This window comes from Rhizobium sp. BK602 (genome assembly GCF_014195095.1).
Taxonomy (GTDB): Bacteria; Pseudomonadota; Alphaproteobacteria; order Rhizobiales; family Rhizobiaceae; genus Rhizobium.
In genome coordinates this window covers 429,426-453,410 of sequence record NZ_JACIBC010000006.1, presented here as the reverse complement: position 1 = coordinate 453,410, position 23,985 = coordinate 429,426, and the positions used below count along the sequence as shown (strand labels likewise).

Sequence of the window (23,985 nt, the reverse complement as noted above, 5' to 3'; positions counted from 1 at the left end):
CCTTATACCTTCTCGACTTCCGGCCGTCCGAGGATACCCGTCGGCTTGAAGATCAACACGTAGGCCAGGATGCCGTAGGTCGCCACATCCTTATACGCGATAGCGAAATTGCCCGACCAGAACGACTCGATGAAACCGATCATCAATCCACCGAGCACGGCGCCCGGAAGCGAGCCGATCCCGCCGAGGACGGCTGCCGTGAATGCCTTGACGCCGGGGGTGAAGCCGTCGGCAAAATTGGCGACGCCATAATACATCAGATACATCGTGCCAGCGACGGCCGCGAGCGCCGCACCCATGATGAAGGTGACGGAGATGGTGCGGTCGACATTGATGCCGAGCAGCGCCGCCATCTTGCGATCCTGTTCGGTGGCGCGCTGGGCGCGGCCAAGCGCCGTCTTGTTGACCAGATACCAGAAGGCGGCAAGCAGAACGACCGTGATGACGAAGATGATGATCTGCTTCAGCGACAGCGAAACGCCGCCGAAATTGTAGACATCGCTCACCATGGACGGGATCGGCTTGTTGCGCGGGCCCTGGGCAACCTGGATGAAGTTCGACAGCACGATCGACATGCCGATCGCCGTGATCAGCGGCGCCAGTCGGAACGAACCCCGCAGGGGCCTGTAGGCGATACGCTCGATCACCCAGTTCCACAGGCTCGTCATCAGCATGGCGACGATGAGCATGACCAGCAGCAGAATCGCCACCGGCAGACCGGCGAAGAGCGATACCAGAACCAGATATGTGATGAGAGCAGCGAAACCGCCAAGCATGAAAACATCACCATGGGCAAAGTTGATCATGCCGATGATGCCATAAACCATGGTGTAACCGATGGCGATCAGGCCATAAATGGACCCGAGAGTCAGCCCGTTGAGGAGCTGCTGGATAAAATAATCCATATGTTCATTTCCCCTGGATACGGAGTCTGTCGACCGCATCTCTTATTGGTTTGAGCGCCCCTTGAGAGGGGTGCCGTGGGGGCGATTCCATACTGTTTTCGAAGGAAATGTGAAGCCAAAAAGGCATGAAATTGACAAATTCTTTTCAATTTGCCGTGCGATGACGCATTTCGAGCCAAAAATGATAGAAAAACGGCATATTCTGGCTCAAAAATAGCCAGGACGGCCCGCTGGATTATCCAAGCCGAAAATATCTTCTCAGAAACGAGCCGCCACGGAGGCTCGCTCCCTGCCGATCGCGATCATGCGTTCAGTCGGCGAAACCCGCCGTCAAGGCAAACTCGCGGCCCATCTCCATCAGCTCCTCGAACACGCTGCCGGCATAGGAGCGCGGCACGATGATCTCGAAACGATCCGGACCGGTTCGCGCGAGATTGGCGCCGACATGGCAGCACAGCATATTGGCCGACTGCCCTTCGGCGAAGGCCTGCGGATAGAGGTCGACCGCCACGCATTTCGCCAGGATCCGGCGAATGCTCGGGCCGGACAGGCGCAATATTACGCGGCCGTCGCTCTGCTCGAAAAAGGAGATACGGGCCGGGTCGAGCAGGGCAAGATCGCGAGCCAGGCTCTCGGCTCCGAGCGTTTCGGATACCGCCAGCCATTCCCCCGGCCCGGCCTGGCGCACGGAAATATCGGGCATGGCCTTGAGCGCCGCCAAGGCCCAATCCTCCCATCCTCCGTGGCCAAGCACGGAAAAGATGACCGGGCGGCGGACGACGGCGAGATGATTCGGGTTGGGTGCGGCCTCAAAGCCGGAAATATGATCTTCCAGCACATGCCTGTTCTGATACGCGACGCTCATCGGTGCCTCACCCCTGCAGCTTCTTGTTGTCGGGATCGACGAAGACCGGATGACAGACTTCGGCCGGAACCTCCTCGCCGCGCAATCCGTCCCAGACGATCACATGTTCGCCAAGCCGCTCCCGGCCGGATTTGAGGAAAGCAAGCCCTATGGAATGGCCGAGCACCGGCGAGAAGCAGGCGGAGGACACATGCCCCTGGTCATTCGCCGTCGACGGTTTGGCGCCCTCTTTCAGGAGATGCGCGCCCGCCCGGATGTCCTTGACGGGATCGATCGGCTTCAGGCCGACGAGCTGTCCGCGATCCGCGGCGGTGAGACCGAAACGGGTCGAAAGCCGCTTGCCGACGAAATCCGGCTTCTGCGTCGCCATCATTCGGCCGAGGCCGACGTCGTCGGGCGTCGTGCGGCCGTCGAGCTCATTGTGGGTGACATGCCCCTTCTCGATGCGCAGCACGTTCAGCGCCTCGACACCGTAGGCGCAAATGCCTTGCGCCTTGCCCGCCTCCATGATCGCATCCGCCACCGCCTCGCCATAGCCGGCGGGAACGGCAAGTTCATAGGCAAGCTCCCCGGAAAAAGAGATACGGAACAACCGCGCTTTCAACCCGCCCTTCAGCATGACCTCCGAGGCAGAGAGGAAGGGGAAGAACGCGTCGGATAGATCGTCCTCGACGATCTGCTCCAGAACCAGCCGCGCCTTCGGCCCGGCAATCGCCATCTGCGCCCATTGATCCGACGAAGAGACGAAACGCACGTCGAGCTGCGGCCACAGGGTCTGGGCGCAGAACTCCATATGCGCCATAGCCTCGCCCGCCATCGCCGTGGTCGTCGTCAGGAAGAAATGGTCCGGCGTGAGGCGGCTCACCGTGCCGTCGTCGAAAACCATCCCGTCCTCGCGCAGCATCAGCCCGTAGCGTGCCTTGCCGATCGGCAGCTTCAGGAAGGCGTTGGAATAGAGCCTGTTGAGGAATTCCGCCGCATCCCTGCCGAAGACCTCGATCTTGCCGAGCGTGGAGACATCGCAAAGGCCGACATTGGACCGGACATTGAGCACCTCGCGATCGACGCTGTCGCGCCAGCTCCTTTCGCCTGGGCGCGCAAACCAGGCCGAGCGATACCAAAGGCCGGATTCGACGAAGACAGCGCCATTCCTCTTCGCCCAGCCGTGCAGCGGCGATTCCCGGACCGGCTTGGCATGCTTGTCGCGCGACGTGCCCGCCATGGCGCCGAACGAGACAGGCGTGTAGAAGGGCCGGAAGGTCGTGGTGCCGACGGCGGCCGGGCTGACGCCGCGCATGCCGGCGATGATCCCTGCGGCATTCACATTGCCGAGCTTGCCCTGGTCTGTCGCCATGCCGCTGGTCGTATAGCGCTTGGCATGCTCGGCATGACCGAAGCCTTCGCGCAGCGCTAGACCCAGATCCTTGGTATGGACGTCGTTCTGGAAATCGACGAAGGCCTTGTCCCTGGCGCCGGGCAGATGCCAGATCGCCGCGAAGGACGGATCGTAGTCGCCCTCGACCTCGGGCATCTCGGCCGCATGCACCTTGTGGCCAAGGCTTTCGATCACCAGCCGTGCCTTGGCCGCGCCATCGGCAAGGCAGCCCGAGACGCTTTCGACGCCCGCGGCCGCGCCGGCGATCTCCAGCGCCCCGCCGACCGTCGGCGCCAGGAAGGCCTGCTTCTCGTCCGACCAGACCGGCTTTGCGCCGCGCTGGCAGGCGAGATGGATGATCGGCGACCAGCCGCCCGACATCGCCAGCGCATCACAGGCCACGAACTCGTCCAGCCCGCCGCGATCGGCGATGACGCCGCTGATGCGATGCCGGCCCTTCGTGGCTTGCACGGTGCCGCCATGGATAACCCGCACGCCCTCGGGAGCCACATCGCCGGACGCACCGCGCGTATCGATGATGGCCGCTATCTCGACGCCTTCCGCCGCCAGATCCAGCGCCGTGCGGTAGCCGGAACCCCCATTGGTGAACACCGCCACCTTCTGTCCGGCAACAACACCGTAACGATTGAGATAGCTGCGCATCGCGCCCGCCATCATCACGCCCGGCCTGTCATTGCCGCCGAAGACCAGCGGCCGCTCCTCGGCGCCGGTCGCCAGGATGGCGCGCTTGGCGGCGATGCGCCACAGGCGCTCGACCGGCAGATCGGACGGGGGCATAGCCACATGCTTCTGCACCTTTTCCACCGCGCCGAAGACATTGTCGTCATACCAGCCGAAGATGGTGGTGCGCGGCATCAGCGTGACATGCGCAAACCCCTGAAGCTCCTCCAGCGCCGCCTGCACGAAGGCGTCCGCCGCGACATCGCCGATGGACAGTCTCTCCGACAGCAGCGAGCCGCCAAGACGAAACCCTTCGTCGGCGAGAATGACGCGCAGCCCGGCGCGCGCGGCCGTCAGCGCCGCCATCAATCCGGCCGGGCCGGAACCGATCACCAGCAGGTCGCAATGCGCCCAGGCTTTTTCATAGCGGTCCGGGTCGGGCTGCATCGCCGCCTTGCCGAGACCAGCGGCACGGCGGATCAGCGGCTCGTAGACCTTCTCCCAGAAGGCGGCCGGCCACATGAAGGTCTTGTAGTAGAAGCCGGCAGCGAGGAAGGGCGAAAGCAACCCGTTGATCGAGGCAAAATCATATTTCAGCGACGGCCAGCGGTTCTGACTGACCGCGCTCAGGCCTTGATAGAGCTCGGCGACGGTCGCCCGCGTGTTCGGCTCGGCACGCCCATCCTTGCCGACGGTCACCAGGGCATTGGGTTCGGCCGAACCGGCGGTGAGGATGCCGCGCGGCCGGTGATATTTGAAACTGCGACCCACCAGGAGCTGGTCATTGGCGAGAAGAGCGGAGGCGAGCGTATCGCCCTCCAGCCCCTTGATCTCCTTGCCGTCGAAGGTGAACGAAAGCGGCCGGCTGCGGTTGACCAGACCGCCGGCGGAAAGACGATAGGCCGTCATTGCGCCGCCTCCCGCGCCTTGTCGGCGGCATCGGTGACGGAAAAGACCTCGTGGGTGACATTGCTGCGCTCGACGACGAGCCATCGGCGGCAGCCGGCCGCATGATGCCAATATTCGGAAATGCGCCCGCGTTCATTGTCGCGAATGAAGACATAGCGATGCCAGTCCTCGTCCGGCGCCGACGGTGCCGGGCGAGTGACGGCGGCGCCGCGGATGGTGAATTCTTCCTTCGGGCGCGTGCCGCAATGCGGGCAGGTGATCAAGCTTGCCATCGGTATCGTGCCCTCAATGCAGGTTCGGCTGCGGCCCCTTGCCGCTTTCATCGATCGCAAAACCGCGCTCGAAGCGGTCGAGGCGCATGAGGCGGCTGACCTCGTGGCTCTCGCCCTTGGCGATCAGATGCGCGAAGCAGAAACCGGAGGCCGGTGTCGCCTTGAAGCCACCATAGTTCCAGCCGCAGTTCAGATAGAGATTGTCGATCGGCGTGCGGTCGATGATCGGCGAGCCGTCCATGCTCATATCCATGACCCCGCCCCAGGTGCGCAACACGCGAAGGCGCGACAGGCCGGGGATCAGCGACACCCCCTCCTCCATCGTATGCTCGACGGTCGCGAGATTGCCGCGCTGCGCATAAGAACTGTAGTAGTCGATATCGGCGCCGAAGACCAAGCCGCCCTTGTCGGATTGCGAAATGTAGAAATGCCCGGCCCCATAGGTGATGACATGGTCGATCACCGGCTTCAGACCTTCGGAAACGAAAGCCTGTAGCACATGGGTTTCGATCGGCAGCTCCAGATCCGCCATTCGGCCGAGAATGGAGGTATGGCCGGCCGCCGCCAGCGCCAGCTTGTTGCAGCCGATGAAGCCGCGCGTCGTTTCGACGCCCGTCACGCTGCCGCCCTCGTCACGACGAATACCGACCACCTCGCATTGCTGGATGAGATCGACGCCGCGGCTGTCGGCGCCGCGCGCATAGCCCCAGGCGACGGCATCGTGGCGCGCCGTGCCGCCACGCCGCTGCAGCAACCCGCCAAGGATCGGGAAGCGGCCATGCTCGAAATTGAGATAGGGCATCATCCGCCGGACCTGCTCGCGATCGAGAAGCTCCGCGTCGACCCCGTGCATGCGCATGGCGTTGCCACGGCGGGCATAGGCGTCGCGCTGGCCGTCGGAATGGAAAAGGTTCAGAACCCCGCGCTGGGAGACCATGGCATTATAGTTGAAATCCTGCTCCAGCCCTTCCCAGAGCTGCATGGAAAACTCGTAGAAGGGCTCGTTGCCCGGCAGCAGATAGTTGGAGCGGATGATCGTGGTGTTGCGGCCGGCATTGCCGGAACCGAGATAGCTCTTTTCCAGGACGGCGACATTGGTGATGCCGAACTCCTTGGCGAGATAATAGGCCGTCGCCAGTCCATGGCCGCCACCGCCGACAATGATGACGTCGTAATGCGGCTTCGGCTCAGGGGTCCGCCATACAGGTTGCCAATGACGGTTTCCTGAAAGCGCCTGCTTCAGAACCTGATAAGCCGAATAACGCATCTATTGATCCCGATCTCTACCCGGCCGCACATTCGCACATGCAATAAAAACGACAAGTCCCGAAAGGATGGAAAATCCGCCGCAAGGGACCAACGTCTTCCCGAACGCCCGTGACGGCGGGCTCGGCTGTATCCAAAAGAACACGCATCCGCCCGGACATGGCCGCGGCCGGCATCCGAACGCAACAGGCCGTTGCGAAGTCACGATACAATAGCTAGGCGATGAAAACGTGATCGGCATGGCGTCTACACTTCATGGTGAAGGCGTCCTAGATATTGTATTCCTAGAATTGAAACGCAGACGAGCTGCGGAAAGACGAAGAGGCAGATGCTCGCGACATTCGAAAAAGCGGCCCTCGAGGCAGGTAAGGCCATATTGGAGGTCTACCGTGCGGGCTGCGCTGTCGCCTTGAAGCAGGACAAAAGCCCTGTCACCGTCGCCGATGAACGCGCCGAACATATCATCCTCGAGCATCTGGCCCACGACTTTCCAGATATTCCCGCCGTCGCCGAGGAATCCGTGGCGGCTGGCCGGATCCCGGACATTCGCGGCCGCGCCTTCTTCCTCGTCGATCCCCTTGACGGCACGCGGGAATTCATCGACCACCGCGACGAATTCACCGTCAACATCGCCTACATCAAGAACGGCACCCCGGTCGCCGGCATCGTTTTCGCTCCCGCGCTCGGCATCGCCTTCACCGGCGAGGCCGGCAAGGCATGGAAGCTCACCATCTCCGAGACCTTCGCCGTCACCAAGCGCACGGCCATTGCCGTACGGGCGCGGCCGGACAGGCTGCTGGCGCTCGCCAGCCGCTGCAACAGCAGCCCGCGCACGGACAGCTTCCTGGCGGAAAACGCCGTTTCCGCCTGCACCTCGATCGGCTCTTCCCTGAAATTCTGCCTGCTCGCCGAAGGCAAGGCCGACGTCTATCCGCGCTTTACCCGCACGATGGAGTGGGACACGGCGGCCGGCGATGCCGTCCTGCGCGCCGCCGGCGGCTCGACCGTCACCCTCGACGGCCGCCCCCTCGCCTATGGCAAGACCGACCAGAGCGACGATTGCGATTTCGCCAACCCCAATTTCATCTGCTGGGGCGGCAAGGAAAATCTGGTCGACGCCTGAAACAGCTCCAGGAAAAATGCGAAGCGGTTTTCCGCCCGGAATCGCGCAAAAACAAAAGGTTAGAGCGTTTCAGCGCCTCCACGAAGCACAGGAACGCTCTGGTTTTCGATCCGTAATCGTAAGTTTTTACTGACGAAAAATAGTGGGGCGCCTGCTTTCCCCCGTAAAATACAGGGGGATTGCTTGAGCTTTGGCGGCATTAAGTCGTGTGTAAATCAGCCCTTAGCGGCTTTTCTTAAAATTCTTAGCAAAGTGTTACTATGCGCTTAGGCAATTTTTAAATGTGGCAGGCTAGAGTGCCTCCCGTGGTCTTGAGTATGTGTAGAGAGTCCAATGACCGAAATGATACGTCCCCGAGTGAAGTATGTCATCGGCCCCGATGGCAGCCCGCTGACGATAGCAGACCTTCCGCCGCCGAACACGCGCCGCTGGGTCATCCGTCGTAAGGCCGAGGTTGTCGCCGCTGTCCGTGGCGGCCTGCTGAGCTTGGAAGAAGCCTGCGAACGTTATACGCTCACTGTCGAAGAATTCCTCTCCTGGCAGTCGTCCATCAACACCCATGGCCTCGCCGGCCTGCGGACGACCCGCATACAGCAGTACCGTCACTGACGGCTGCAACAGACGCAATAACCATTTGATCTTCTTTTCGGGCCGTTCTCCTTCTCGCTAGGACAGGGAAATGGCCCGAAATCATGGTAAGACCGGTGTGGAAAATACCATGGCGGCTCCGCCGATCGAGGCAATGCCTGTCGATCAGGACGGCAGCGCTCCTTGCTCCGGGCTTCAAACCGTCCAGATGGACTTTTTAAATCTTCATCCGGCATCGAGCACCTATATCCGAAAACAAGACAATGCGTTGCCGATTCCGACGGTTGGCAGTCCGCCGGGCGCATGCCAATCTCCCCGCACGCAATGATTGGGGAAAATGACCATGGAAATCCGCAACGAAGACAAGGTATCGGGCGGCCGCTACGTCGCCACGCTCGAGGGCCATGAGGCCGAGATGACCTTTTCGCGCACCTCCGCCAAACTCATCATCATCGACCATACCGGCGTTCCGGATGCGCTTCGCGGCAAGGGCGTCGGCCAGGCACTCGCCCTCCATGCCGTCGAAGAAGCCCGGCGCGGCGGCTGGAAAATCATCCCGCTCTGCCCCTTCTTCAAGGCGCAGGCGCTGCGTCATCCGGACTGGAACGATGTCGTGAATTCATAAAGGCGGATCGCGAAACGGCCGGCGCGGCACAAACACAAAAAACCGTGCATGGCCGGCCCGATTTTGGCCAGTCATGCACGGCTTTCGTACCCTTCCGCCGCTTCCCCGCCTCCGGATCGTTCCTGGTTCGGAACGCAGTCTGAAAAGCAACGGGCGGAACGGTTAAGTCAGGCGCGTGCCCTTACAGGACCAGCGCCATCACGCTCTTCCAAGGCTGCCGCCTTGGCATATTCGGCCTGCATTTCCTCAAGCGACGTTTCCAACGTCTCTTCCTGCACCTGCAATTCCCGGATCGACACCTGCAGGTTGTCCGCACGCTGACGCGCGGCCTTCGCAAAGGTCGGGTAGGCGAAATGGTTAGGGTCGGAAATGCCGGACTTTTTCTCTTCCAGCACGATCTGGCTTTCCAGATCCTTTGTCATGCGGTCGAATTCCGCCATCATCATCTGCAACTGCTGCAATTGACGGCGTTTTTCGTTCACCTGAAACTCCTTCAGGCGCGTTAGGCTCTCACGTGACTTCATACGCATTACTCCCGTGATGCGAGACCCCGGCTCTCGATATTATGCCCCTCCGCACCGCTTTGAGACGGTTTGGTTAAAAAAATTTCCAGCGATCTTAACAAAAACCTACCGCTGGTAACCTTTCGTTTACGGGCATCGTTAATGATAGGGGCAATGATTTAAGGGTCAGTAAATGCCGGCAGTGGAATTCGATATGTCGGCATTGATGAGTCAGATGAATCACTTGGAGCAGTTTCTTAATGCAATACTTTAGAGGTCGCTTTTCCTGATTGTTGTTGGAAAACAGTGCAATGGAAAAATTATTTAATAAATTCGATACGACTTGCCAGAGTGAATCAGAATTTGTTAACCATTCCATGGCAGCTTCCAAATCAGGCAGTGATTTGTTCGGTATCGCGTAGGGGGCTGACGACCTTTCGGCGGCGGTAAAGGGGATAATTATGCGGGTTCTACTCATTGAAGACGACAGCGCGACAGCGCAGAGCATCGAGCTGATGCTCAAATCCGAAAGTTTCAACGTCTACACCACCGATCTCGGTGAAGAAGGCGTCGATCTCGGAAAGCTCTACGACTACGACATCATTCTGCTCGATCTTAACCTTCCCGACATGTCCGGCTACGAAGTGCTTCGCACGCTGCGCCTGTCGAAGGTCAAGACGCCGATCCTCATCCTCTCCGGCATGGCCGGCATTGAAGACAAGGTTCGCGGCCTCGGCTTCGGCGCTGACGACTATATGACCAAACCCTTTCATAAGGATGAATTGGTAGCCCGCATTCACGCCATCGTCCGCCGTTCCAAGGGTCATGCCCAGTCGGTGATCATGACCGGCGAGCTGATCGTCAATCTCGACGCCAAGACCGTCGAAGTCGGTGGCCAGCGCGTGCACCTGACCGGCAAGGAATACCAGATGCTGGAGCTGCTTTCGCTCCGCAAGGGCACCACGCTCACCAAGGAAATGTTCCTGAACCACCTTTATGGCGGCATGGACGAACCGGAACTGAAGATTATCGACGTCTTCATCTGCAAGCTGCGCAAGAAGCTCGCCAATGCCGCCGGCGGCGCCAACTATATCGAAACCGTCTGGGGCCGCGGCTATGTGCTGCGCGAGCCCGACAGCAGCGATTTCGCCGAAAGCGCCTGAGCCGCCTACCCCGCACCGCCGCACCAATCGAAATCCCGCCTTCTCAGGCGGGATTTTTCGTTTGCAGGGCCGATGAACGACAAAAGCCGCCCGAAAAGGGCGACTGCCGATCAGGTCTTTATATATAGACCGGCGCGATCAGGCGGCGATGGCGCGGTTGCCGAAAACGGCGGTCAGGATCTTGCGGTCGAAAGGCTTCAGCAGGAAATCGGTGGCGCCGGCCCGCTTTCCGGCCATCAGCTTGCGCAGATCCGCCTCGATGACGCAGTAGTAGATCTTCACGTCCTTGCCGTTCGGCATGGCGCGGATGCTGGAGATCAGATCGAGAGCGCCTTCCATGCCGGCATCGACGATCAGATAATCGGGAAGTTCGGCCTGGCAGCGTGCCAGGGCCTCGCGGGCATCGCCTGCTTCGCTCACGAGAAAATCCAGCTCGGACAGAATGCGCTTGCCGACCTTGCGTACGACATCCGACGTATCCGTAATCATGAACCGCTGCATTATCCGCTCCTTCGCGCCCGGTCGCCATCGATCGGACACCCACTTCAAATTGGGACGATAGGCGCGCGAGGCTAAGGATTCGTTACCGTTCTGTCTTCAATTGCGCGGGACAACCGAAAGATTTCTATTTTTCGATGACACACGCAAAGATAACCCCGCCGCCGGAAATCCGGCCGCGGGGTTCGCAGCATCGATCGGGCGGACCGCTTACTCGCCGCGCATGGCGGCGACGAAGGTCAGTTCTTCCGGGGTGGCGTTGTAGGAAAGTTCCATGCCGCTCTCGTCGGCCAACAGCACGGTGTAATAGGGCTGGATCGAATGGGCATCGACCGCCTCCTCCAGCGTGCCGGAGCAGATTTCCGCAAATTTCGGCGGCACACGCATCAGCCGGCCCTTGGCCGTGATGGTGAACTTTGCCTCGAGATCGGGATTTTCCAGCGTCACCTCGATATTGCCGCCGCGCGGGATCGAGCCATAGGCGACGAGGAAGAGATTGAGCAGCAGCTTCACGCGGTTCTTGGCGATGATGGCGCGTGGGCCGATCCAGCTCACCGCGGTCTTCTTCTCAGCCTCGGCGAAATCCTTGGCGGCACGCTCGGCTTCGCCCGTGTCGATCGAGGCGCCGACCGAACCCGAGGCGCCGAAGGCGAGACGGGCAAACTTGAGGCGGACGGAAGCATTGAGCGCGCTCGTGCGGATCAGATCCATCGCATCCGCATCGGCGCCGCCCTCGTCGAGCAGTTCCAGACCATTGTTGATGGCACCGACCGGCGAGATCACATCATGGCAAACGCGGCTGCACAGCAGCGCGGCCAGATCCGGTCCGGTCAAGGTGAGGTTCGGATTCTTCGACATTCATTGTCTCCTGAATGCTGACAAAGGCGGAACGCCGTATAATGTCTTACGTGCCACGGCAAGATTGCCCGAGGATTGCCGCAGGCGGCGTACCACACGCCATAAAGACACCATATTTGGTAAACCGATTGTTAAGATGATCGACGCAAAATGCGTTCATCACCACCAGACTTTTTCGCGCGCGAATCGCCATGCGGAAATCGGGCGGACACAGTCTGGATGGGAGCAGGGCCTTCGCGCATTCATTGGAATGCGTCCTGTCCATGCTCCCGATTCGCACCGACCATGATGAACGGATGACTGACATGCGCTATGAACTCCTGAAGAGAATGCCCTGCCCCGGCACGAGAACGGTCGGCCTCGGTCTGCTCTTGGCCATCGTTGCGTTCGTAAGTTACGCGCTGCCGGTTCGTCAGGCCGCCGCCGCGCCCACCAACAACAATTATTCGATGCAGGAAATCGTCGATGCCGGCCATTCCTTCTTCGGCTCCACCAGCGGCGGCCTCGCCAAGGTGGTCGAGCGCGCCTTTCAGCAATATGGCCTGCCGAACGGATATATCCTCGGCCAGGAAGGCTCCGGCGCCTTCATCGCCGGCCTGACCTATGGCGAGGGCCAGCTCAACACCAAGAATGCCGGCGAACACCCGCTCTATTGGCAGGGACCGTCCCTCGGCTTCGATTATGGCGGCCAGGGCGCCCGCGTGATGATGCTGGTGTATGACCTGCCGAGCATCAACAGCGTCTATACCCGTTTCGGCGGCGTCAGTGGCCAGGCCTTCGTCGTCGCCGGCTTCGGCATGACCGTGCTGAAAAACAACAATATCGTGCTCGTGCCGATCCGCACCGGCCTCGGCGCCCGCCTCGGCGTCAATCTCGGCTACCTCAAGGTAACGCCGAGCGCGACATGGAACCCCTTCTGAGCTGTCGAACGACATCCCTCCCAAGCGTTCGACCACCTGGCCCGCGCCTCTCGCGGGCCTTTTCTTGCCATGGGACGGCCGCGCGCCAGTAAACCATATCCGATTTAAACCCTTGCCCGTCGGCCTGCCCGCATGCTTAATCAGTTCATCGATATCGAATTTAACTCCTGGATGCAGGCTGCGTCGTGATTCAATTTGCTCTGCTGTTTGGATTGGGCTTTCTGACCGCCGCCTTCCTGGGCTTCCTCATCGCACCGGCCGTTCATCGCCGCATCGTCTGGTTCACCGAAAAGCGGCTGAAGGCGACAATGCCACTGAGCCCGCAGGAAGTGCGGGCGCAGAAGGACATGGCCCGCGCCCTTTTCGCGGCTGAAAACGCCAGGACCGAGCAGGCGCTGACACAGGAGCGCGACAAGGGCGTCGCATTGCTGATTCAGAACGGCAAGTTTCAGCAGGAAGCAAGCCGCTTCGCCGCGGAAAATGGCGCCTTGCAGACGCAGATCGACGATCTGGAGACCGAGGCCGGCGAATTGCGCTCCCGTCTGCGCCGTGAGGAAAGCTATATCAGCCAGCTCAAATCCGGCATGCACGCGGCCGAACAGGCAAGCGCCGAAAAGGATGCCGACATCGACGGCCTGCGCAAGCGCATGACCAAGATGGCGGCCGACACCGACAACCTGAAGATCGACCTGGCGGCTCGCGAGACGGAAATCGAGAGCTTGAAATTGCGCATCAACACACTGCGTGACGAACGTGATACGCTGCGCAAGGACCTGAACCAGGCAAGCCAGCGCGCCAAGGATGCCGAATTGCGGCTTGGCCAGGAAAGCGACAAGGCGCAAAAGCTCGAGGAACGGCTGGACCGCGAGATTGCCGGCAATGCCGACCGCGAAACCGCGATCGAGCGCCACGCACAGGATGTCGCGCGACTGAAGGAAAAGCTGGAGGCCCTCAATGGCGGCGGGGCGAAACCGGCCGGCAAGCGCGCGAATGGAACAAAACCGCCAGCCGGACCGAAGATCGTGAAGACAGCGGCGGAAAAGAACGACGACCCGTCGCAACCGGAGTACAGCGTGGAAGACGACATCGCTCACCTGACGGAAGATGTGCGCAATCGCGCCGCCGCCCTTTCGGACCGCCTGTCCAAGGCGCGAGCACCTTCGCACGACCAAGCCATACGCGAAGAGATCGCCACGATTGCCGCCAACATGGTGGCACTGACCGCCCGCAAGGAAGGTGACGCGTCACCGATCTTCGATCTCCTGCCGAAGGACGCCGAAATAACCGGCCAGGACGGACGTATCAGCCTCGCCCATCGCGCCGCAGAGCTGCTGCGGAAGCAGCCGTAAGGTTCGGCGACAAGCTCCTAGAGAGACAGGATTTCAGACCCGACCGAGCAGGGACGCCATCTCGAAAAGGGCAATGCCGCTCGCCGTTGCGACATTCAGGCTATCCAGGCCGGGCGCCTGCGGTATCCGCACGCTGCCGAAGCGCGAAAGGATCGCCTGCGGCAGCCCCTCTCCTTCTGTGCCGACGACGAGCGCCATGCGCTCGGCAGGCGGCACCGAGCGAATGTCGGTCTCCCCGCGCGGCGACAAGCTCCAGATGGCAAAGCCGCGTGACGCGAGCGCCGCCAATAGATCGACATCGCTCAGTTGCCGGCGATAGGGCACGGTGAGCACCGAGCCCACGGAAACACGCAGCGCCTTGCGATAGAGCGGATCGCAGCAGGTGTCGTCCAGCAGCAGCGCATCGGCGCCGAAGGCCGCGGCATTGCGGAACATCGAGCCGACATTGTCATGGTTGGAGATGCCGCATCCGACGAGAACCAGCGCACGCTCGGGCAAGCGATCGAGAAACGCGTCCATATCGTCGCTCGCGGCCCTGCGCCGGCCGAGCGCCAACACGCCGCGATGCAGGTGGAACCCCACGATGCCGTCCAGTATCGGGCCATCGGCGACATAAACAGGCACATCCGTCGGGAAAGCCGCGAGAACCGCCTCCAGGCCGTCAACGCGATTGCGCAGCAGCAGCACTTTTTCGGCGACGAAATCCCCCTCCGTCGCATGCGCCTCGGCAAGCAGCCGCAGCACCACCGTTCCCTCGGCGATGAAGCGGCTCTCGCGGCCGGTCAGATCACGCTCGCGAATATCGCGGAATTCGGCGATGCGCGGATCGTCGGGATGCGTAATCTCGATCAGCCGGTCGCCGCTCATGGCAAAGCCGTCAATTGGAGAGCGATATGGTCGCGACGATACGGCCGACGGCGTAATCGAAGACGACAGCCTGGCGCTGGCCGCTGGCCAGAGTGCCATAGAACAGCACCTGACTGCCGGACAGCGCCGTGGACTGTACGGTGAAGCCCTGCGGCAAGGCGGCGCTGACGGCAACCGGGGCATCCGAGGGAACATTCGACGTCGCCGAAGCCACAGGCTTGGCCGGGATGCGCATCGTCTTGTAGACAACGGCGCCGAACACCGCCATAAGGCTCACCACCATGATGGCCACCGAGACGATCTGCAGGCGGACCATCTTGCGTCGGACATTCTCCAGGGCCGGATCGAGGGGCTTTTCCTCTTGATCGTCTGGCTCGAGATTCGTCATCGATGCGTCCTTATTTCCTGAAGAGCGCCCGTGGCGCCGGAGAATGCGTTTGAGCGACCCCTTTAAAGAAGCCGCGGGCAATAGAAAAGTCCTAACCGCCGATGAATCCGCCGAAGGCCGCCTCGATGCCTGGTTGACGGCGCAAATCGGTGAGGATTTCTCCCGTAGCCGCATCCAGGCGCTGATCAAGGCCAATGCGGTCCTGCTCAAGGGCACGCCCGTCACCGACGCCAAGCGCAAGGTGCGCCCCGGCGACATCTACGAGATCAGCCTGCCCGAGCCCGAAGACCCGACGCCCCAGGGCGAGGACATTCCGCTCGACGTCCTCTATGAGGATGACGATGTCATCGTCATCTCCAAGCCGGCTGGTCTCGTCGTTCATCCCGCCGCCGGCAACTGGACCGGCACGCTGGTCAACGCGCTGATCCATCATTGCGGCGACAGCCTTTCCGGCATCGGCGGCGTGCGCCGGCCGGGCATCGTTCACCGTCTGGACAAGGACACGACCGGCGTCATGGTCGTCGCCAAGAACGACCTCGCCCACCGGCATCTGTCGCTGCAATTTGCCGACCACGGCCGCACGACTTCGCTGGAGCGCGCCTATCAGGCGATCGTCTGGGGCCGCCCCCGCCAACTCATCGGTACGATCGATGCTCCGCTCGGACGCTCCACCGCCGACCGGACGCGGCGTGCGGTCAAACGCCCGGGCAATCCGGATGCGGACGAGGCGATTACGCATTACGAAGTGCTGGAGCGCTTTCACGAGTCCCCCGACGCCACGGCACTCGCCTCGCTGATCGACTGCCGGCTGGAGACGGGCCGCACCCACCAGATCCGCGTCCATATGGCGCATATCGGTCACCCCTTGCTCGGCGATGTCGTCTATGGCGGCGGCTTCAAGACCAAGGCCAACCTGCTGCCGGATGCGGCGAAGGAGGCCGTCAACCGCTTCCCGCGCCAGGCGCTGCACGCCTATCTCCTGCAATTCGAACATCCGCGCACCGGCGAGGTGATGCATTTCGAAGCGCCGCTGCCTGACGACATGGAAGAGCTGGTCTCAGCACTCAGGGAATAGATAGCGGCAGCGAACAGGCAGCTGGACGCTTGCCTTTCCTGGGCCTATAATAATGGTGGAACCGAACTCCGGCGCACCCTTCGGTTGATCGAAAACGCAATCGCATTTTCGAAGGGCTGGGATGGCTGCATCTGGCAGCGCCGGAACATTCGGGATAACGACCCCAAGGGCAAGAGCACGGCGGACCTGGCTGTCACGCCGAGGTAACACCTGCGTGACCGCATTCTTGAATCACTGTTTCGCCGTACTTATCTACATATTGGTTTAGTGCGGGGTCTTCAGACCTGCACGGCTTGGTCTGCTTCGCAAAAGGCGCGCAATACGCTTCCAGAAGAGGCCAGATCTCGAATAGGAGGGTGCAATTCATGGCCCGGAATACCTTACCGACCATCGCTGCCGGCGAAGCCGGCCTCAACCGTTATCTCGACGAAATCCGCAAGTTCCCCATGCTGGAGCCGCAGGAAGAGTACATGCTCGCCAAGCGCTATGCGGAACATGCCGACCGTCAGGCCGCGCATAAGCTCGTCACCAGCCATCTGCGCCTCGTGGCGAAGATTGCCATGGGCTATCGCGGTTACGGCCTGCCGATCGGCGAAGTGGTGTCGGAAGGCAATGTCGGCCTCATGCAGGCCGTCAAGAAGTTCGACCCGGAACGCGGCTTCCGCCTGGCGACCTATGCCATGTGGTGGATCAAGGCCTCGATCCAGGAATATATCCTGCGCTCGTGGTCGCTGGTGAAGATGGGCACGACCGCCAACCAGAAGCGGCTGTTCTTCAACCTGCGCCGCCTGAAGGGCCGTATTCAGGCCATCGACGACGGTGACCTGAAGCCGGAGCATGTCTCCGAGATCGCCACCAAGCTGAACGTCTCCGAGGAAGAGGTCATTTCGATGAACCGCCGCCTCTCGGGCGACGCTTCGCTGAATGCGCCGATCAAGGCTTCGGAAGGCGATTCCGGCCAGTGGCAGGACTGGCTGGTGGATGACCACGACAGCCAGGAAGACGTCTTGATCGAACAGGACGAACTCGACACGCGCCGCCACATGCTGGCGCGCGCCATGGGTGTCCTGAACGACCGCGAACGCCGCATCTTCGAGGCTCGCCGCTTGGCCGAAGAACCGGTGACGCTGGAGGATCTCTCGTCCGAATTCGACATCAGCCGCGAGCGCGTCCGCCAGATCGAAGTCCGTGCTTTCGAAAAGGTCCAGGAGGCCGTGCAGAAGGATGCGCTGGAGCGCGCCAAGGCTTTGCGCGTGGTCGACGCGACCGCCTGAAGTCCCTCTCGCACGATCAACAAAAAGGCGGACCGCAAGGCCCGCCTTTTTTAATGTCTGCTTGTGCGATGCGGGTTACTGACCGCTCGAGGCCATGCCGCCCAGCGCCTGCCATTCGGCGATCGCCTTGTTGAAGGCGTCGGTGCCGGTTGGGCCCTTTTCCATGGTCAGCAGGGCGCGGCGGCCATTGCGGTAGACCACCGGAATGTCGATCCAGTTACGGCTCTTCAGGAGATCGAGATTGGTCTTGCGGGCATCCGGGAAGTCGTTGAGCGCGACCATGTAGACATCGTCGGTCACCTTCGCCGGCACGGCGATCAGCGCATCGCCGCGGTCCTGCTCGGTCGACTTGAGCGCGATGCGCTGTACGTTGTCGATCGCGCCACCCTCGAAGTTCGGCGGCACCTGGAAGGCGAGTTCCACCAGATGGCTTGCCGGCAGCGAGGAGTCGGAATTGCGCGACACGGTGATCGTGGCCGTCAGCCCACGCTCGGGCACGCTGATAAGGCCCTGGACAGAGGGCTCCGGCCGCCCATCGGCTCCCTTGCCTTCCTGCAGCGACCAGGTCACGGTTCCCTGGAAGGCCGTGGGCGAGGTCTGGCCGAGGCGTTCCTCATAGAGAAATACCTTCTGGCCATCGGCTGCCGGCGCGGTCTGCTGGGTACCGGCCGCTGCCTGCTGATCGGCAGCCGGCGGTGTGGCCGCCGGTGGCGCCGCCGCGGGTGCCTGCGCCTGCGCCTGGCCGGCATCCGCGCCGTTGGCGGCGGGAGCCGCCGGCGCGCTGGCCGCGGGTGCGGCGGAAGCGACATTCTGCTCGGCGACGGACTTGCCCTCGGCCACGCCCGACGGTCCGCCCGCAGCCGGACCTGCATCCTCTTCGCTGCCATTTGCCAGCAGGCGCTGGGTAAACTTGGTATTGACCGTATTCGGATCGTTGTCGAGCGCGGCAACATTGGTGTTGCCAGCCGCCGGCTGCTGTCCGGCGGCATTGTTGCTCTGCGCGGGCGCCGTTGCCGGCGGCGGCGAAGCACTGGGCGCGGAGCCGTTGCTGGCCGTCTCGGACGTCGACGGCGCCCCCGTGGCAGTGGTCTGCGGCGCGGAGCTGATAAGGTCCGTCACCATCTTGTTGAGCGCTTCGCGGTTCAGCCATGCGGCATAGCCGCCGCCGGCAACCGCCGCAAGGCCGATCAGCGTCACGACGATGCCGACGACACTGACGCGCCGGCGCTTTGGCTCCATGCGGAAGCTTTTGCCCTGCAGCCGCGCCGTCATGCCCTGATCGAGATCGGGCGGAACCGAGGAGCCGCGCTCCCCTTCCGCTGCGAGCTTGTCGAAGCCGGCAAGCTCCTTCAGCTCGCGCCAGCCATCGCTGTCGGCCTCATCCTTCGGCGCCGCTTTCGGTGCGGCATGCACATCGGCAAAAAGATCGACATCGTCAAAGGCATTGTCGGGCATCTGCCGCGCCGGCTGCACCGGCTTGGCGGCCTGCGACGGCTGCAGTTCTTCGAAAACATCCGCATCCCAGACAAAGCCCTTGTCCGCCTCGCGTCCCTTCTGGGCAGCCGGCTCTTCGACGGGATGCCCGAAGGGCGCCGGCGTGAAGGCTGCGGCCGGCATGGCCGGCTCGGCGTCGACACGCTTCGACGGCGCGTCGACTTCGGCCCAGATTTCCTCGACCTGGCTGATGACGTCATCCGCCGGGGAATGAGCCACATGAGACCGTTGCGCGACATGTTCGGGCTCAGACGCCGCTACCGGCGACAGCTCTTCCGCAGGATACTGCGGCTCGTCCTGATGACTCTCTTCATGAGCGGGCTCTTCATGAAGAGGCTCCTCGTGCACGGGCTCAACATAAGCCTCGGCGTGATGCGCCGCCACGGGCTCCTGCTCTTGCGGTGCTTCGTGCCATTCCTGCGTGGGCTCGTGATGATCCACCGCCTCGTGATGAACAGGGGCAGCCTCTTCGTAGGCAGGCTCTTCGTGTTTGGAAGCGTAAGCCGCGACTTCCTCTTCCGCATGGGTCTCGGCAGCAACCGGCTCGGGCTCTTCTACCGGATGCTCTTCGACGACATGCGGCTCTTCAGGGGGCGCTGCTTGCGGTTCCTCCTGGACGACAGGCACTTCGGCAACAGGCTCTTCACCCGCCGGCAAGGCTTCGGCATGTTCCGCCTCGACCTCGACGATCGCGGCCTCGAGCTTGTCAAGCTGGCGGCGTAGCATGTCTTCCGGCGGGCGCGGCTTCATGCTCTCGAGCTGCCGCGTAACGGCACCACGAGCTCGCTCGTAAACCTTGACCCGCATCTCGGGAGTGTTTTCGGTGAGGCCGTCCACGGCCCGCCGAATGACTGCTACAAAATCCGCCATCAGTACTTTCTCATGATGCCCGGCATGTGGCCGGACCGGGATTCGTCATTGATCCGCGACATTAGCCCTCAAACGGATCGGTCACAAGTATGGTGTCTTCGCGCTCCGGGCTGGTCGAAAGCATCGCCACCGGCGCGCCGATCAGCTCTTCCACCTGGCGGACATATTTGATCGCCTGCGCCGGCAGATCGGCCCATTTGCGGGCGCCGACGGTCGATTCCTTCCAGCCTTCGAGCGTGATGTAGATCGGCTCGACGCGGGCCTGCGCTGCCTGGCTCGCCGGCAGGTAGTCAATCTCCTTGCCGTCCAGTCTGTAACCGACGCAGATCTTCAATTCGTCGAGGCCGTCCAGAACGTCGAGCTTGGTAAGCGCGATGCCGGTGATGCCGGAGGTCTTCACCGTCTGGCGGACCAGCACGGCATCGAACCAGCCGCAACGGCGCGGACGGCCGGTGTTGACCCCGACTTCGCGGCCGACCGTGGACAGGTGTTTGCCGATCTCGTCATGCAGCTCGCAGGGGAACGGCCCTTCGCCGACGCGCGTCGTATAGGCCTTGGTGATGCCGAGAACATAGCCGAGCGCCGTCGGGCCCATGCCGGAACCGGCGGCTGCCTGTCCCGCGACCGTGTTGGACGAGGTCACGAACGGATAGGTGCCGTGATCGTTATCGAGCAGGGCGCCCTGCGCGCCTTCGAACAGGATGCGCGCGCCTGCCTTGCGCTGCTCGTCGAGCAGCCGCCAGACCTGATCGATATAGGGGAGAATGTGGTCGGCGACGGAGGTCAGTTCCTCATGCAGCGCATTGAAGGAAATCTCGCTGAGACCCATGCCGCGACGCAGCGCATTGTGGTGCGTCAGCAGCCGGTCGATCTTGGCGGGCAGCGTATCCGGCTCGGTCAGATCGACGACGCGGATGGCGCGGCGGCCGACCTTGTCCTCATAGGCAGGGCCGATGCCGCGGCGGGTGGTGCCGATCTTCGTGCCGCTGTTGGAGGCGGCATCCTCGCGAAGCGCGTCGAGGTCGCGGTGCAGCGACAGGATCAGCGGCGCGTTCTCGGCGATACGCAGCACATCGGGTGTGACCGCAATGCCCTGGGCGCGCAGCTTCTCGACTTCGGCGACGAAATGATGTGGATCGACGACGACGCCGTTTCCGATGACGCTGAGCTTGCCGCGCACAAGCCCGGAGGGCAGCAGCGCGAGCTTGTAGCTGACACCATCGACAACCAGCGTATGACCGGCATTGTGGCCACCTTGAAAGCGCACGATCACGTCAGCGCGCTCCGAAAGCCAGTCGACAATCTTGCCCTTGCCTTCGTCACCCCATTGCGAACCGATCACAACTACGTTCGTCATTGCTCCATTCCTGCTTCCTGCGCGCAAAAGCGCGCCTTGCTCAAACCCGCGCATCTATAAAGCTTTGTTTTTCGGAAAGCGACTCCGTTGTCTCAGGAGAATCGGCTTTTTACGTGACGAATCAGCGCCCCCAACAGGATTTTCCCGCCATCGGGCACGGATGGACGGCAATTGGCGGGGTCGCGGCCCGTCCCTTGCCAACGCGGAACATCGCGCTAGCCCAGTTCCAGTGTCGTAATGGCAAAGATCCGGTTGAGCGGCATTTCCGGCGCGTCACCTCGATACATCCGCGCCGTTTCGAACACCGGCGACAGCCCGTAGGCCTCGGCAAGTCCGATCGCCTCGGCATTTTCGGCCGGAACATCCAGATACACCGGCCCGCCGCTCGTCTGCGACAGAAGATTCGCGAGCAGGGCCGAGGCAACCTCGGGACTGTTGGCGAAGAGCGGACCGATCTTGTGGCCCTCGAAACAGCGCCGGATCGTGCCGTAGCCGCGAATTCGCTTGCCGCCGCCCACCATCACGGATTTCCGCAGCCGGGGTGCGCCGCACCAGGCGGAGAGAAAGGAATAACGCAGCCCCGGAAAGATGCCGGCATCGTAGCGCAGGAGCCCTTCGAGCTTGCCCTGGGTGACCGGGGCGACATCCACCCTCCCCGCCACATCGGGCATCTTGGGAATGCCGCCATATCGCAAGGTGCGATAGGCGGACTGGAAGCCGTAGCGGCGATAATTGTCCTGCTGCGCAACGACACCATCAAGACCGACGGTACGATCGCCGGCAAAGCTGATGACCTTGTCCCAGAGCGCCTTGCCATATCCCCTGCCGCGAAATTCCGGATGAACGATATAAAGGCCGAGAAAGGCGAAGCTCTCGCTATAGCGCACCAGCGAGATGCAGCCGACCGGCACCTCGCCGAGGGCAGCCACGAAGAACCCGGAAGGGTCCGCCTCCCAGAAAGCCGGAGCATCGTCGAGACCGGGATTCCATCCCTCCTGTCGGGCCCATTCGAGCGCAAGCTCCAGTTCCCCGGCCCGCATTGTACGCACGGCGAAAGTTGACTTCATGCCATCGTCCTGCATCGTCCGTTCCGCTTCGTCCCCCGCCGGAACGATAGTACCGGCCCATCTTGCTGCAACCCGGCGGCAATCACAAGCGGAACGCGTGGCATGACTGCTGCATAATTCCTTAAATCGGACTCGATTTAAGGATAAAATTATGCAGCGGATTTAAAGTGTTACAGCGTCCTTTGCGCATCACGTGTGACGCGCGGCGCTGTAGCGGCTTCAGCCTTCGGCTGCATTCGGAGCATAGGCGGCCGGGTCGACCGAAGCCGGCCTTCCCTCGAGCGACAGCCTGGCAAGACGCGCCGGCGTCTCGCTGATGACCTTGCCGCGCCGGACCACGAAGAGCCGGCCGGCACGCATGCGGACCGCCTCGATCCTATCCCTCGCCTGCAGCACAACGAGATCGCCGTTGCAGCCGACCTCCAGCCCGTAGCCGTCAAGCCCCATCACCTTGGCCGGGTTGGCCGTGACGGCATCGAAGCAGAAACGCATGGCTTCGCGCGACGTCAGTTGCCCCACATGCAGGCCCATATGGGCGACATCCAGCATGTCGGCGCCGCCGAGCGAATACCAGGGATCCATGCAGCAATCCTGGCCGAAGGCGATGTTGATGCCGAATTCGCGCATTTCCTTGACGCGGGTCAGCCCGCGCCGCTTCGGATAGGTGTCGTGCCGGCCCTGCAGCACGATGTTGATCAACGGATTGGGGATCGCATGCACGCCCGCCTCGGCGATCAGCGGCAGCAGCTTCGACACATAATAGTTGTCCATCGAATGCATCGAGGTCAGATGCGAGCCGGCCACCCTGCCCCGGAGGCCGAGCCGCGTGGTTTCGGCGGCCAATGTCTCGATGTGGCGCGACAGCGGATCGTCGGTCTCGTCGCAATGCATGTCGACCATCAAGCCGCGCTTTTCCGCGATCTCGCAGAGCGCCCGCACCGAACGCGCGCCATCCTCCATCGTCCGCTCGAAATGCGGAATGCCGCCGACGATATCGACGCCGAGATCAAGCGCCCGCTCCAGATTCTCCGCCGCCGTCGGCGACCGGTAATAGCCGTCCTGCGGGAAGGCGACGAGCTGCAGGTCGAGATAGGGCGCCACCTTCTTCTTGACGTCCAGCAGAGCCTCGACGGCAAGCAGCCGGTCGTCGCAGATATCGACATGGGTGCGCACGGCGAGCAGTCCCTGCGACACCGCCAGATCGCAATAGCGCAAGGCCCGCTCGGCCACCGCCTCATGCGTCAAAAGCGGCTTCAGCTCTCCCCAGAGCGCAATGCCTTCCAGCAGCGTTCCTGACGTATTGAGCCGCGGCAGGCCGAGTGACAGGGTCGCGTCCATGTGAAAATGGCAATCGACGAAGGGCGGCGACACGAGATGACCACCGGCATCGATTTCACGCCCGGCCTGTGCCTCTATGCCCGGCTCAACCGCGGCGATCCTGCCACCGGCAATGGCGATATCCTGCTGTTTGCGGCCGTCTGGCAGGGTAGCGTTGCGGACAATGAGATCGAATGTCATCGGGGAACTTTCAGATTTGTGGGCGGGACGCTGCTGCAAATGTCTACCATGCCGCCGAGGGCTGGCAAGCCGCCATGCTCATGCGTGCAAAGGAAACCGATGCCGTCTTTATGACACTTCTGTCGCAACCGACTGAATAAACACTGCAATGTATAGGCGTCACCGGCGATCCTGT

The 23,985-nt window shown here is 62.1% G+C and carries 23 protein-coding genes; 9 read left to right on the top strand and 14 right to left on the bottom strand.

All coding sequences use genetic code 11. From position 1 onward, the window contains the following. Positions 1 to 2: 2 nt before the first annotated feature. The 5 genes from FHX11_RS21350 to FHX11_RS21330 form a co-directional block, all read right to left on the bottom strand. Positions 3 to 905, bottom strand: a complete 903-nt coding sequence (locus FHX11_RS21350) for a branched-chain amino acid ABC transporter permease (protein ID WP_184360345.1) — start codon at positions 903 to 905, stop codon at positions 3 to 5. Positions 906 to 1,215: 310 nt separating this feature from the next. After that, on the bottom strand, positions 1,216 to 1,770 hold the full coding sequence (locus FHX11_RS21345; protein ID WP_184360342.1) for a sarcosine oxidase subunit gamma family protein: 555 nt from the start codon (positions 1,768 to 1,770) through the stop codon (positions 1,216 to 1,218). Between the two features lie 7 nt (positions 1,771 to 1,777). Continuing rightward, positions 1,778 to 4,735 (bottom strand): sarcosine oxidase subunit alpha family protein, encoded by a 2,958-nt coding sequence (locus FHX11_RS21340; RefSeq protein WP_184360339.1) that lies wholly within the window; start codon positions 4,733 to 4,735, stop codon positions 1,778 to 1,780. Next, positions 4,732 to 5,007, bottom strand: coding sequence for a sarcosine oxidase subunit delta (locus FHX11_RS21335; RefSeq protein WP_184360336.1), 276 nt, complete (start codon positions 5,005 to 5,007; stop codon positions 4,732 to 4,734). Before FHX11_RS21335 ends, FHX11_RS21340 begins: the two co-directional genes overlap by 4 nt. A gap of 13 nt (positions 5,008 to 5,020) precedes the next feature. Further along, a complete protein-coding gene (locus FHX11_RS21330; protein WP_184360333.1) occupies positions 5,021 to 6,274 on the bottom strand; it encodes a sarcosine oxidase subunit beta family protein in 1,254 nt (417 codons plus the stop codon). 327 nt (positions 6,275 to 6,601) lie between these two features. Between FHX11_RS21330 and cysQ the strand changes: the two genes are divergently transcribed. The 4 genes from cysQ to FHX11_RS21310 all read left to right on the top strand — a co-directional run bounded on the left by cysQ (position 6,602) and on the right by FHX11_RS21310 (position 8,609). After that, the gene (cysQ, locus tag FHX11_RS21325; RefSeq protein ID WP_184360329.1) at positions 6,602 to 7,396 is read left to right on the top strand and encodes a 3'(2'),5'-bisphosphate nucleotidase CysQ; all 795 of its coding nucleotides are present in this window, start codon (positions 6,602 to 6,604) and stop codon (positions 7,394 to 7,396) included. 333 nt (positions 7,397 to 7,729) lie between these two features. After that, a complete protein-coding gene (locus FHX11_RS21320; protein WP_004107124.1) occupies positions 7,730 to 8,005 on the top strand; it encodes a DUF1153 domain-containing protein in 276 nt (91 codons plus the stop codon). Positions 8,006 to 8,075: 70 nt separating this feature from the next. Further along, positions 8,076 to 8,312: a hypothetical protein gene (locus tag FHX11_RS21315; RefSeq protein ID WP_184360326.1), complete on the top strand. Its 237-nt coding sequence runs from the start codon at positions 8,076 to 8,078 to the stop codon at positions 8,310 to 8,312. Positions 8,313 to 8,327: 15 nt separating this feature from the next. Next, positions 8,328 to 8,609: a GNAT family N-acetyltransferase gene (locus FHX11_RS21310; protein ID WP_184360323.1), complete on the top strand. Its 282-nt coding sequence runs from the start codon at positions 8,328 to 8,330 to the stop codon at positions 8,607 to 8,609. A gap of 167 nt (positions 8,610 to 8,776) precedes the next feature. Here the strand turns inward: FHX11_RS21310 and FHX11_RS21305 are convergent, their stop codons facing one another. Then, positions 8,777 to 9,133 carry a flagellar export protein FliJ gene (locus FHX11_RS21305; protein ID WP_184360320.1) on the bottom strand — a complete coding sequence of 119 codons (357 nt, stop codon included), beginning with the start codon at positions 9,131 to 9,133 and terminating at the stop codon, positions 8,777 to 8,779. Between the two features lie 440 nt (positions 9,134 to 9,573). Here FHX11_RS21305 and ctrA point away from each other — a divergent pair, with 440 nt between their 5' ends. Then, a complete protein-coding gene (gene ctrA, locus FHX11_RS21300) occupies positions 9,574 to 10,275 on the top strand; it encodes a cell cycle two-component system response regulator CtrA (RefSeq protein WP_069611718.1) in 702 nt (233 codons plus the stop codon). A 138-nt stretch (positions 10,276 to 10,413) separates the two neighbouring features. Here ctrA and FHX11_RS21295 read toward each other — a convergent pair whose 3' ends face one another. Together FHX11_RS21295 and FHX11_RS21290 are read right to left on the bottom strand one after the other, a co-directional pair. Continuing rightward, a complete protein-coding gene (locus tag FHX11_RS21295; RefSeq protein ID WP_184360317.1) occupies positions 10,414 to 10,776 on the bottom strand; it encodes a response regulator in 363 nt (120 codons plus the stop codon). Positions 10,777 to 10,983: 207 nt separating this feature from the next. Further along, complete coding sequence (locus FHX11_RS21290) at positions 10,984 to 11,631, bottom strand: histidine phosphotransferase family protein (RefSeq protein ID WP_184360314.1); 648 nt, start codon at positions 11,629 to 11,631, stop codon at positions 10,984 to 10,986. 305 nt (positions 11,632 to 11,936) lie between these two features. Here FHX11_RS21290 and FHX11_RS21285 point away from each other — a divergent pair, with 305 nt between their 5' ends. Both FHX11_RS21285 and FHX11_RS21280 read left to right on the top strand, forming a co-directional pair. Further along, entirely contained in the window at positions 11,937 to 12,551 is a 615-nt protein-coding gene (locus tag FHX11_RS21285; RefSeq protein ID WP_184360311.1) for an EipA family protein, read from the top strand. Between the two features lie 185 nt (positions 12,552 to 12,736). Further along, positions 12,737 to 13,900 carry a hypothetical protein gene (locus FHX11_RS21280; protein ID WP_184360308.1) on the top strand — a complete coding sequence of 388 codons (1,164 nt, stop codon included), beginning with the start codon at positions 12,737 to 12,739 and terminating at the stop codon, positions 13,898 to 13,900. 33 nt (positions 13,901 to 13,933) lie between these two features. Here FHX11_RS21280 and FHX11_RS21275 read toward each other — a convergent pair whose 3' ends face one another. Both FHX11_RS21275 and FHX11_RS21270 read right to left on the bottom strand, forming a co-directional pair. After that, a complete protein-coding gene (locus FHX11_RS21275; RefSeq protein ID WP_184360305.1) occupies positions 13,934 to 14,767 on the bottom strand; it encodes an RNA methyltransferase in 834 nt (277 codons plus the stop codon). Between the two features lie 10 nt (positions 14,768 to 14,777). Continuing rightward, a complete protein-coding gene (locus FHX11_RS21270) occupies positions 14,778 to 15,155 on the bottom strand; it encodes a hypothetical protein (protein WP_184360302.1) in 378 nt (125 codons plus the stop codon). 49 nt (positions 15,156 to 15,204) lie between these two features. On the opposite strand from FHX11_RS21270, the gene FHX11_RS21265 reads away from it, so the two are divergent. Further along, positions 15,205 to 16,230, top strand: a complete 1,026-nt coding sequence (locus FHX11_RS21265; protein WP_184360299.1) for an RluA family pseudouridine synthase — start codon at positions 15,205 to 15,207, stop codon at positions 16,228 to 16,230. A 365-nt stretch (positions 16,231 to 16,595) separates the two neighbouring features. Then, a complete protein-coding gene (rpoH, locus tag FHX11_RS21260; protein ID WP_184360297.1) occupies positions 16,596 to 17,504 on the top strand; it encodes an RNA polymerase sigma factor RpoH in 909 nt (302 codons plus the stop codon). A 75-nt stretch (positions 17,505 to 17,579) separates the two neighbouring features. Here rpoH and FHX11_RS21255 read toward each other — a convergent pair whose 3' ends face one another. The 4 genes from FHX11_RS21255 to FHX11_RS21240 all read right to left on the bottom strand — a co-directional run bounded on the left by FHX11_RS21255 (position 17,580) and on the right by FHX11_RS21240 (position 23,810). Further along, positions 17,580 to 19,868: a hypothetical protein gene (locus FHX11_RS21255; RefSeq protein ID WP_184360294.1), complete on the bottom strand. Its 2,289-nt coding sequence runs from the start codon at positions 19,866 to 19,868 to the stop codon at positions 17,580 to 17,582. A gap of 61 nt (positions 19,869 to 19,929) precedes the next feature. Then, positions 19,930 to 21,225, bottom strand: a complete 1,296-nt coding sequence (locus FHX11_RS21250; protein WP_184360291.1) for an adenylosuccinate synthase — start codon at positions 21,223 to 21,225, stop codon at positions 19,930 to 19,932. A gap of 215 nt (positions 21,226 to 21,440) precedes the next feature. After that, the gene (locus FHX11_RS21245) at positions 21,441 to 22,292 is read right to left on the bottom strand and encodes a GNAT family N-acetyltransferase (RefSeq protein ID WP_184360288.1); all 852 of its coding nucleotides are present in this window, start codon (positions 22,290 to 22,292) and stop codon (positions 21,441 to 21,443) included. Positions 22,293 to 22,511: 219 nt separating this feature from the next. Continuing rightward, positions 22,512 to 23,810 (bottom strand): amidohydrolase family protein, encoded by a 1,299-nt coding sequence (locus tag FHX11_RS21240; RefSeq protein ID WP_184360285.1) that lies wholly within the window; start codon positions 23,808 to 23,810, stop codon positions 22,512 to 22,514. Between the last annotated feature and the right edge of the window lie 175 nt (positions 23,811 to 23,985).

Excerpts from the sequence above, each read along its gene's own strand:
- FHX11_RS21350 (WP_184360345.1), bottom strand. The coding sequence starts at position 905 with ATGGATTATTTTATCCAGCAGCTCCTCAACGGGCTGACTCTCGGGTCC.
- FHX11_RS21345 (WP_184360342.1), bottom strand. The coding sequence starts at position 1,770 with ATGAGCGTCGCGTATCAGAACAGGCATGTGCTGGAAGATCATATTTCC.
- FHX11_RS21340 (WP_184360339.1), bottom strand. The coding sequence starts at position 4,735 with ATGACGGCCTATCGTCTTTCCGCCGGCGGTCTGGTCAACCGCAGCCGG.
- FHX11_RS21335 (WP_184360336.1), bottom strand. The coding sequence starts at position 5,007 with ATGGCAAGCTTGATCACCTGCCCGCATTGCGGCACGCGCCCGAAGGAA.
- FHX11_RS21330 (WP_184360333.1), bottom strand. The coding sequence starts at position 6,274 with ATGCGTTATTCGGCTTATCAGGTTCTGAAGCAGGCGCTTTCAGGAAAC.
- cysQ (WP_184360329.1), top strand. The coding sequence starts at position 6,602 with ATGCTCGCGACATTCGAAAAAGCGGCCCTCGAGGCAGGTAAGGCCATA.
- FHX11_RS21320 (WP_004107124.1), top strand. The coding sequence starts at position 7,730 with ATGACCGAAATGATACGTCCCCGAGTGAAGTATGTCATCGGCCCCGAT.
- FHX11_RS21315 (WP_184360326.1), top strand. The coding sequence starts at position 8,076 with ATGGCCCGAAATCATGGTAAGACCGGTGTGGAAAATACCATGGCGGCT.
- FHX11_RS21310 (WP_184360323.1), top strand. The coding sequence starts at position 8,328 with ATGGAAATCCGCAACGAAGACAAGGTATCGGGCGGCCGCTACGTCGCC.
- FHX11_RS21305 (WP_184360320.1), bottom strand. The coding sequence starts at position 9,133 with ATGAAGTCACGTGAGAGCCTAACGCGCCTGAAGGAGTTTCAGGTGAAC.
- ctrA (WP_069611718.1), top strand. The coding sequence starts at position 9,574 with ATGCGGGTTCTACTCATTGAAGACGACAGCGCGACAGCGCAGAGCATC.
- FHX11_RS21295 (WP_184360317.1), bottom strand. The coding sequence starts at position 10,776 with ATGCAGCGGTTCATGATTACGGATACGTCGGATGTCGTACGCAAGGTC.
- FHX11_RS21290 (WP_184360314.1), bottom strand. The coding sequence starts at position 11,631 with ATGTCGAAGAATCCGAACCTCACCTTGACCGGACCGGATCTGGCCGCG.
- FHX11_RS21285 (WP_184360311.1), top strand. The coding sequence starts at position 11,937 with ATGCGCTATGAACTCCTGAAGAGAATGCCCTGCCCCGGCACGAGAACG.
- FHX11_RS21275 (WP_184360305.1), bottom strand. The coding sequence starts at position 14,767 with ATGAGCGGCGACCGGCTGATCGAGATTACGCATCCCGACGATCCGCGC.
- FHX11_RS21270 (WP_184360302.1), bottom strand. The coding sequence starts at position 15,155 with ATGACGAATCTCGAGCCAGACGATCAAGAGGAAAAGCCCCTCGATCCG.
- rpoH (WP_184360297.1), top strand. The coding sequence starts at position 16,596 with ATGGCCCGGAATACCTTACCGACCATCGCTGCCGGCGAAGCCGGCCTC.
- FHX11_RS21255 (WP_184360294.1), bottom strand. The coding sequence starts at position 19,868 with ATGGCGGATTTTGTAGCAGTCATTCGGCGGGCCGTGGACGGCCTCACC.
- FHX11_RS21250 (WP_184360291.1), bottom strand. The coding sequence starts at position 21,225 with ATGACGAACGTAGTTGTGATCGGTTCGCAATGGGGTGACGAAGGCAAG.
- FHX11_RS21245 (WP_184360288.1), bottom strand. The coding sequence starts at position 22,292 with ATGAAGTCAACTTTCGCCGTGCGTACAATGCGGGCCGGGGAACTGGAG.
- FHX11_RS21240 (WP_184360285.1), bottom strand. The coding sequence starts at position 23,810 with ATGACATTCGATCTCATTGTCCGCAACGCTACCCTGCCAGACGGCCGC.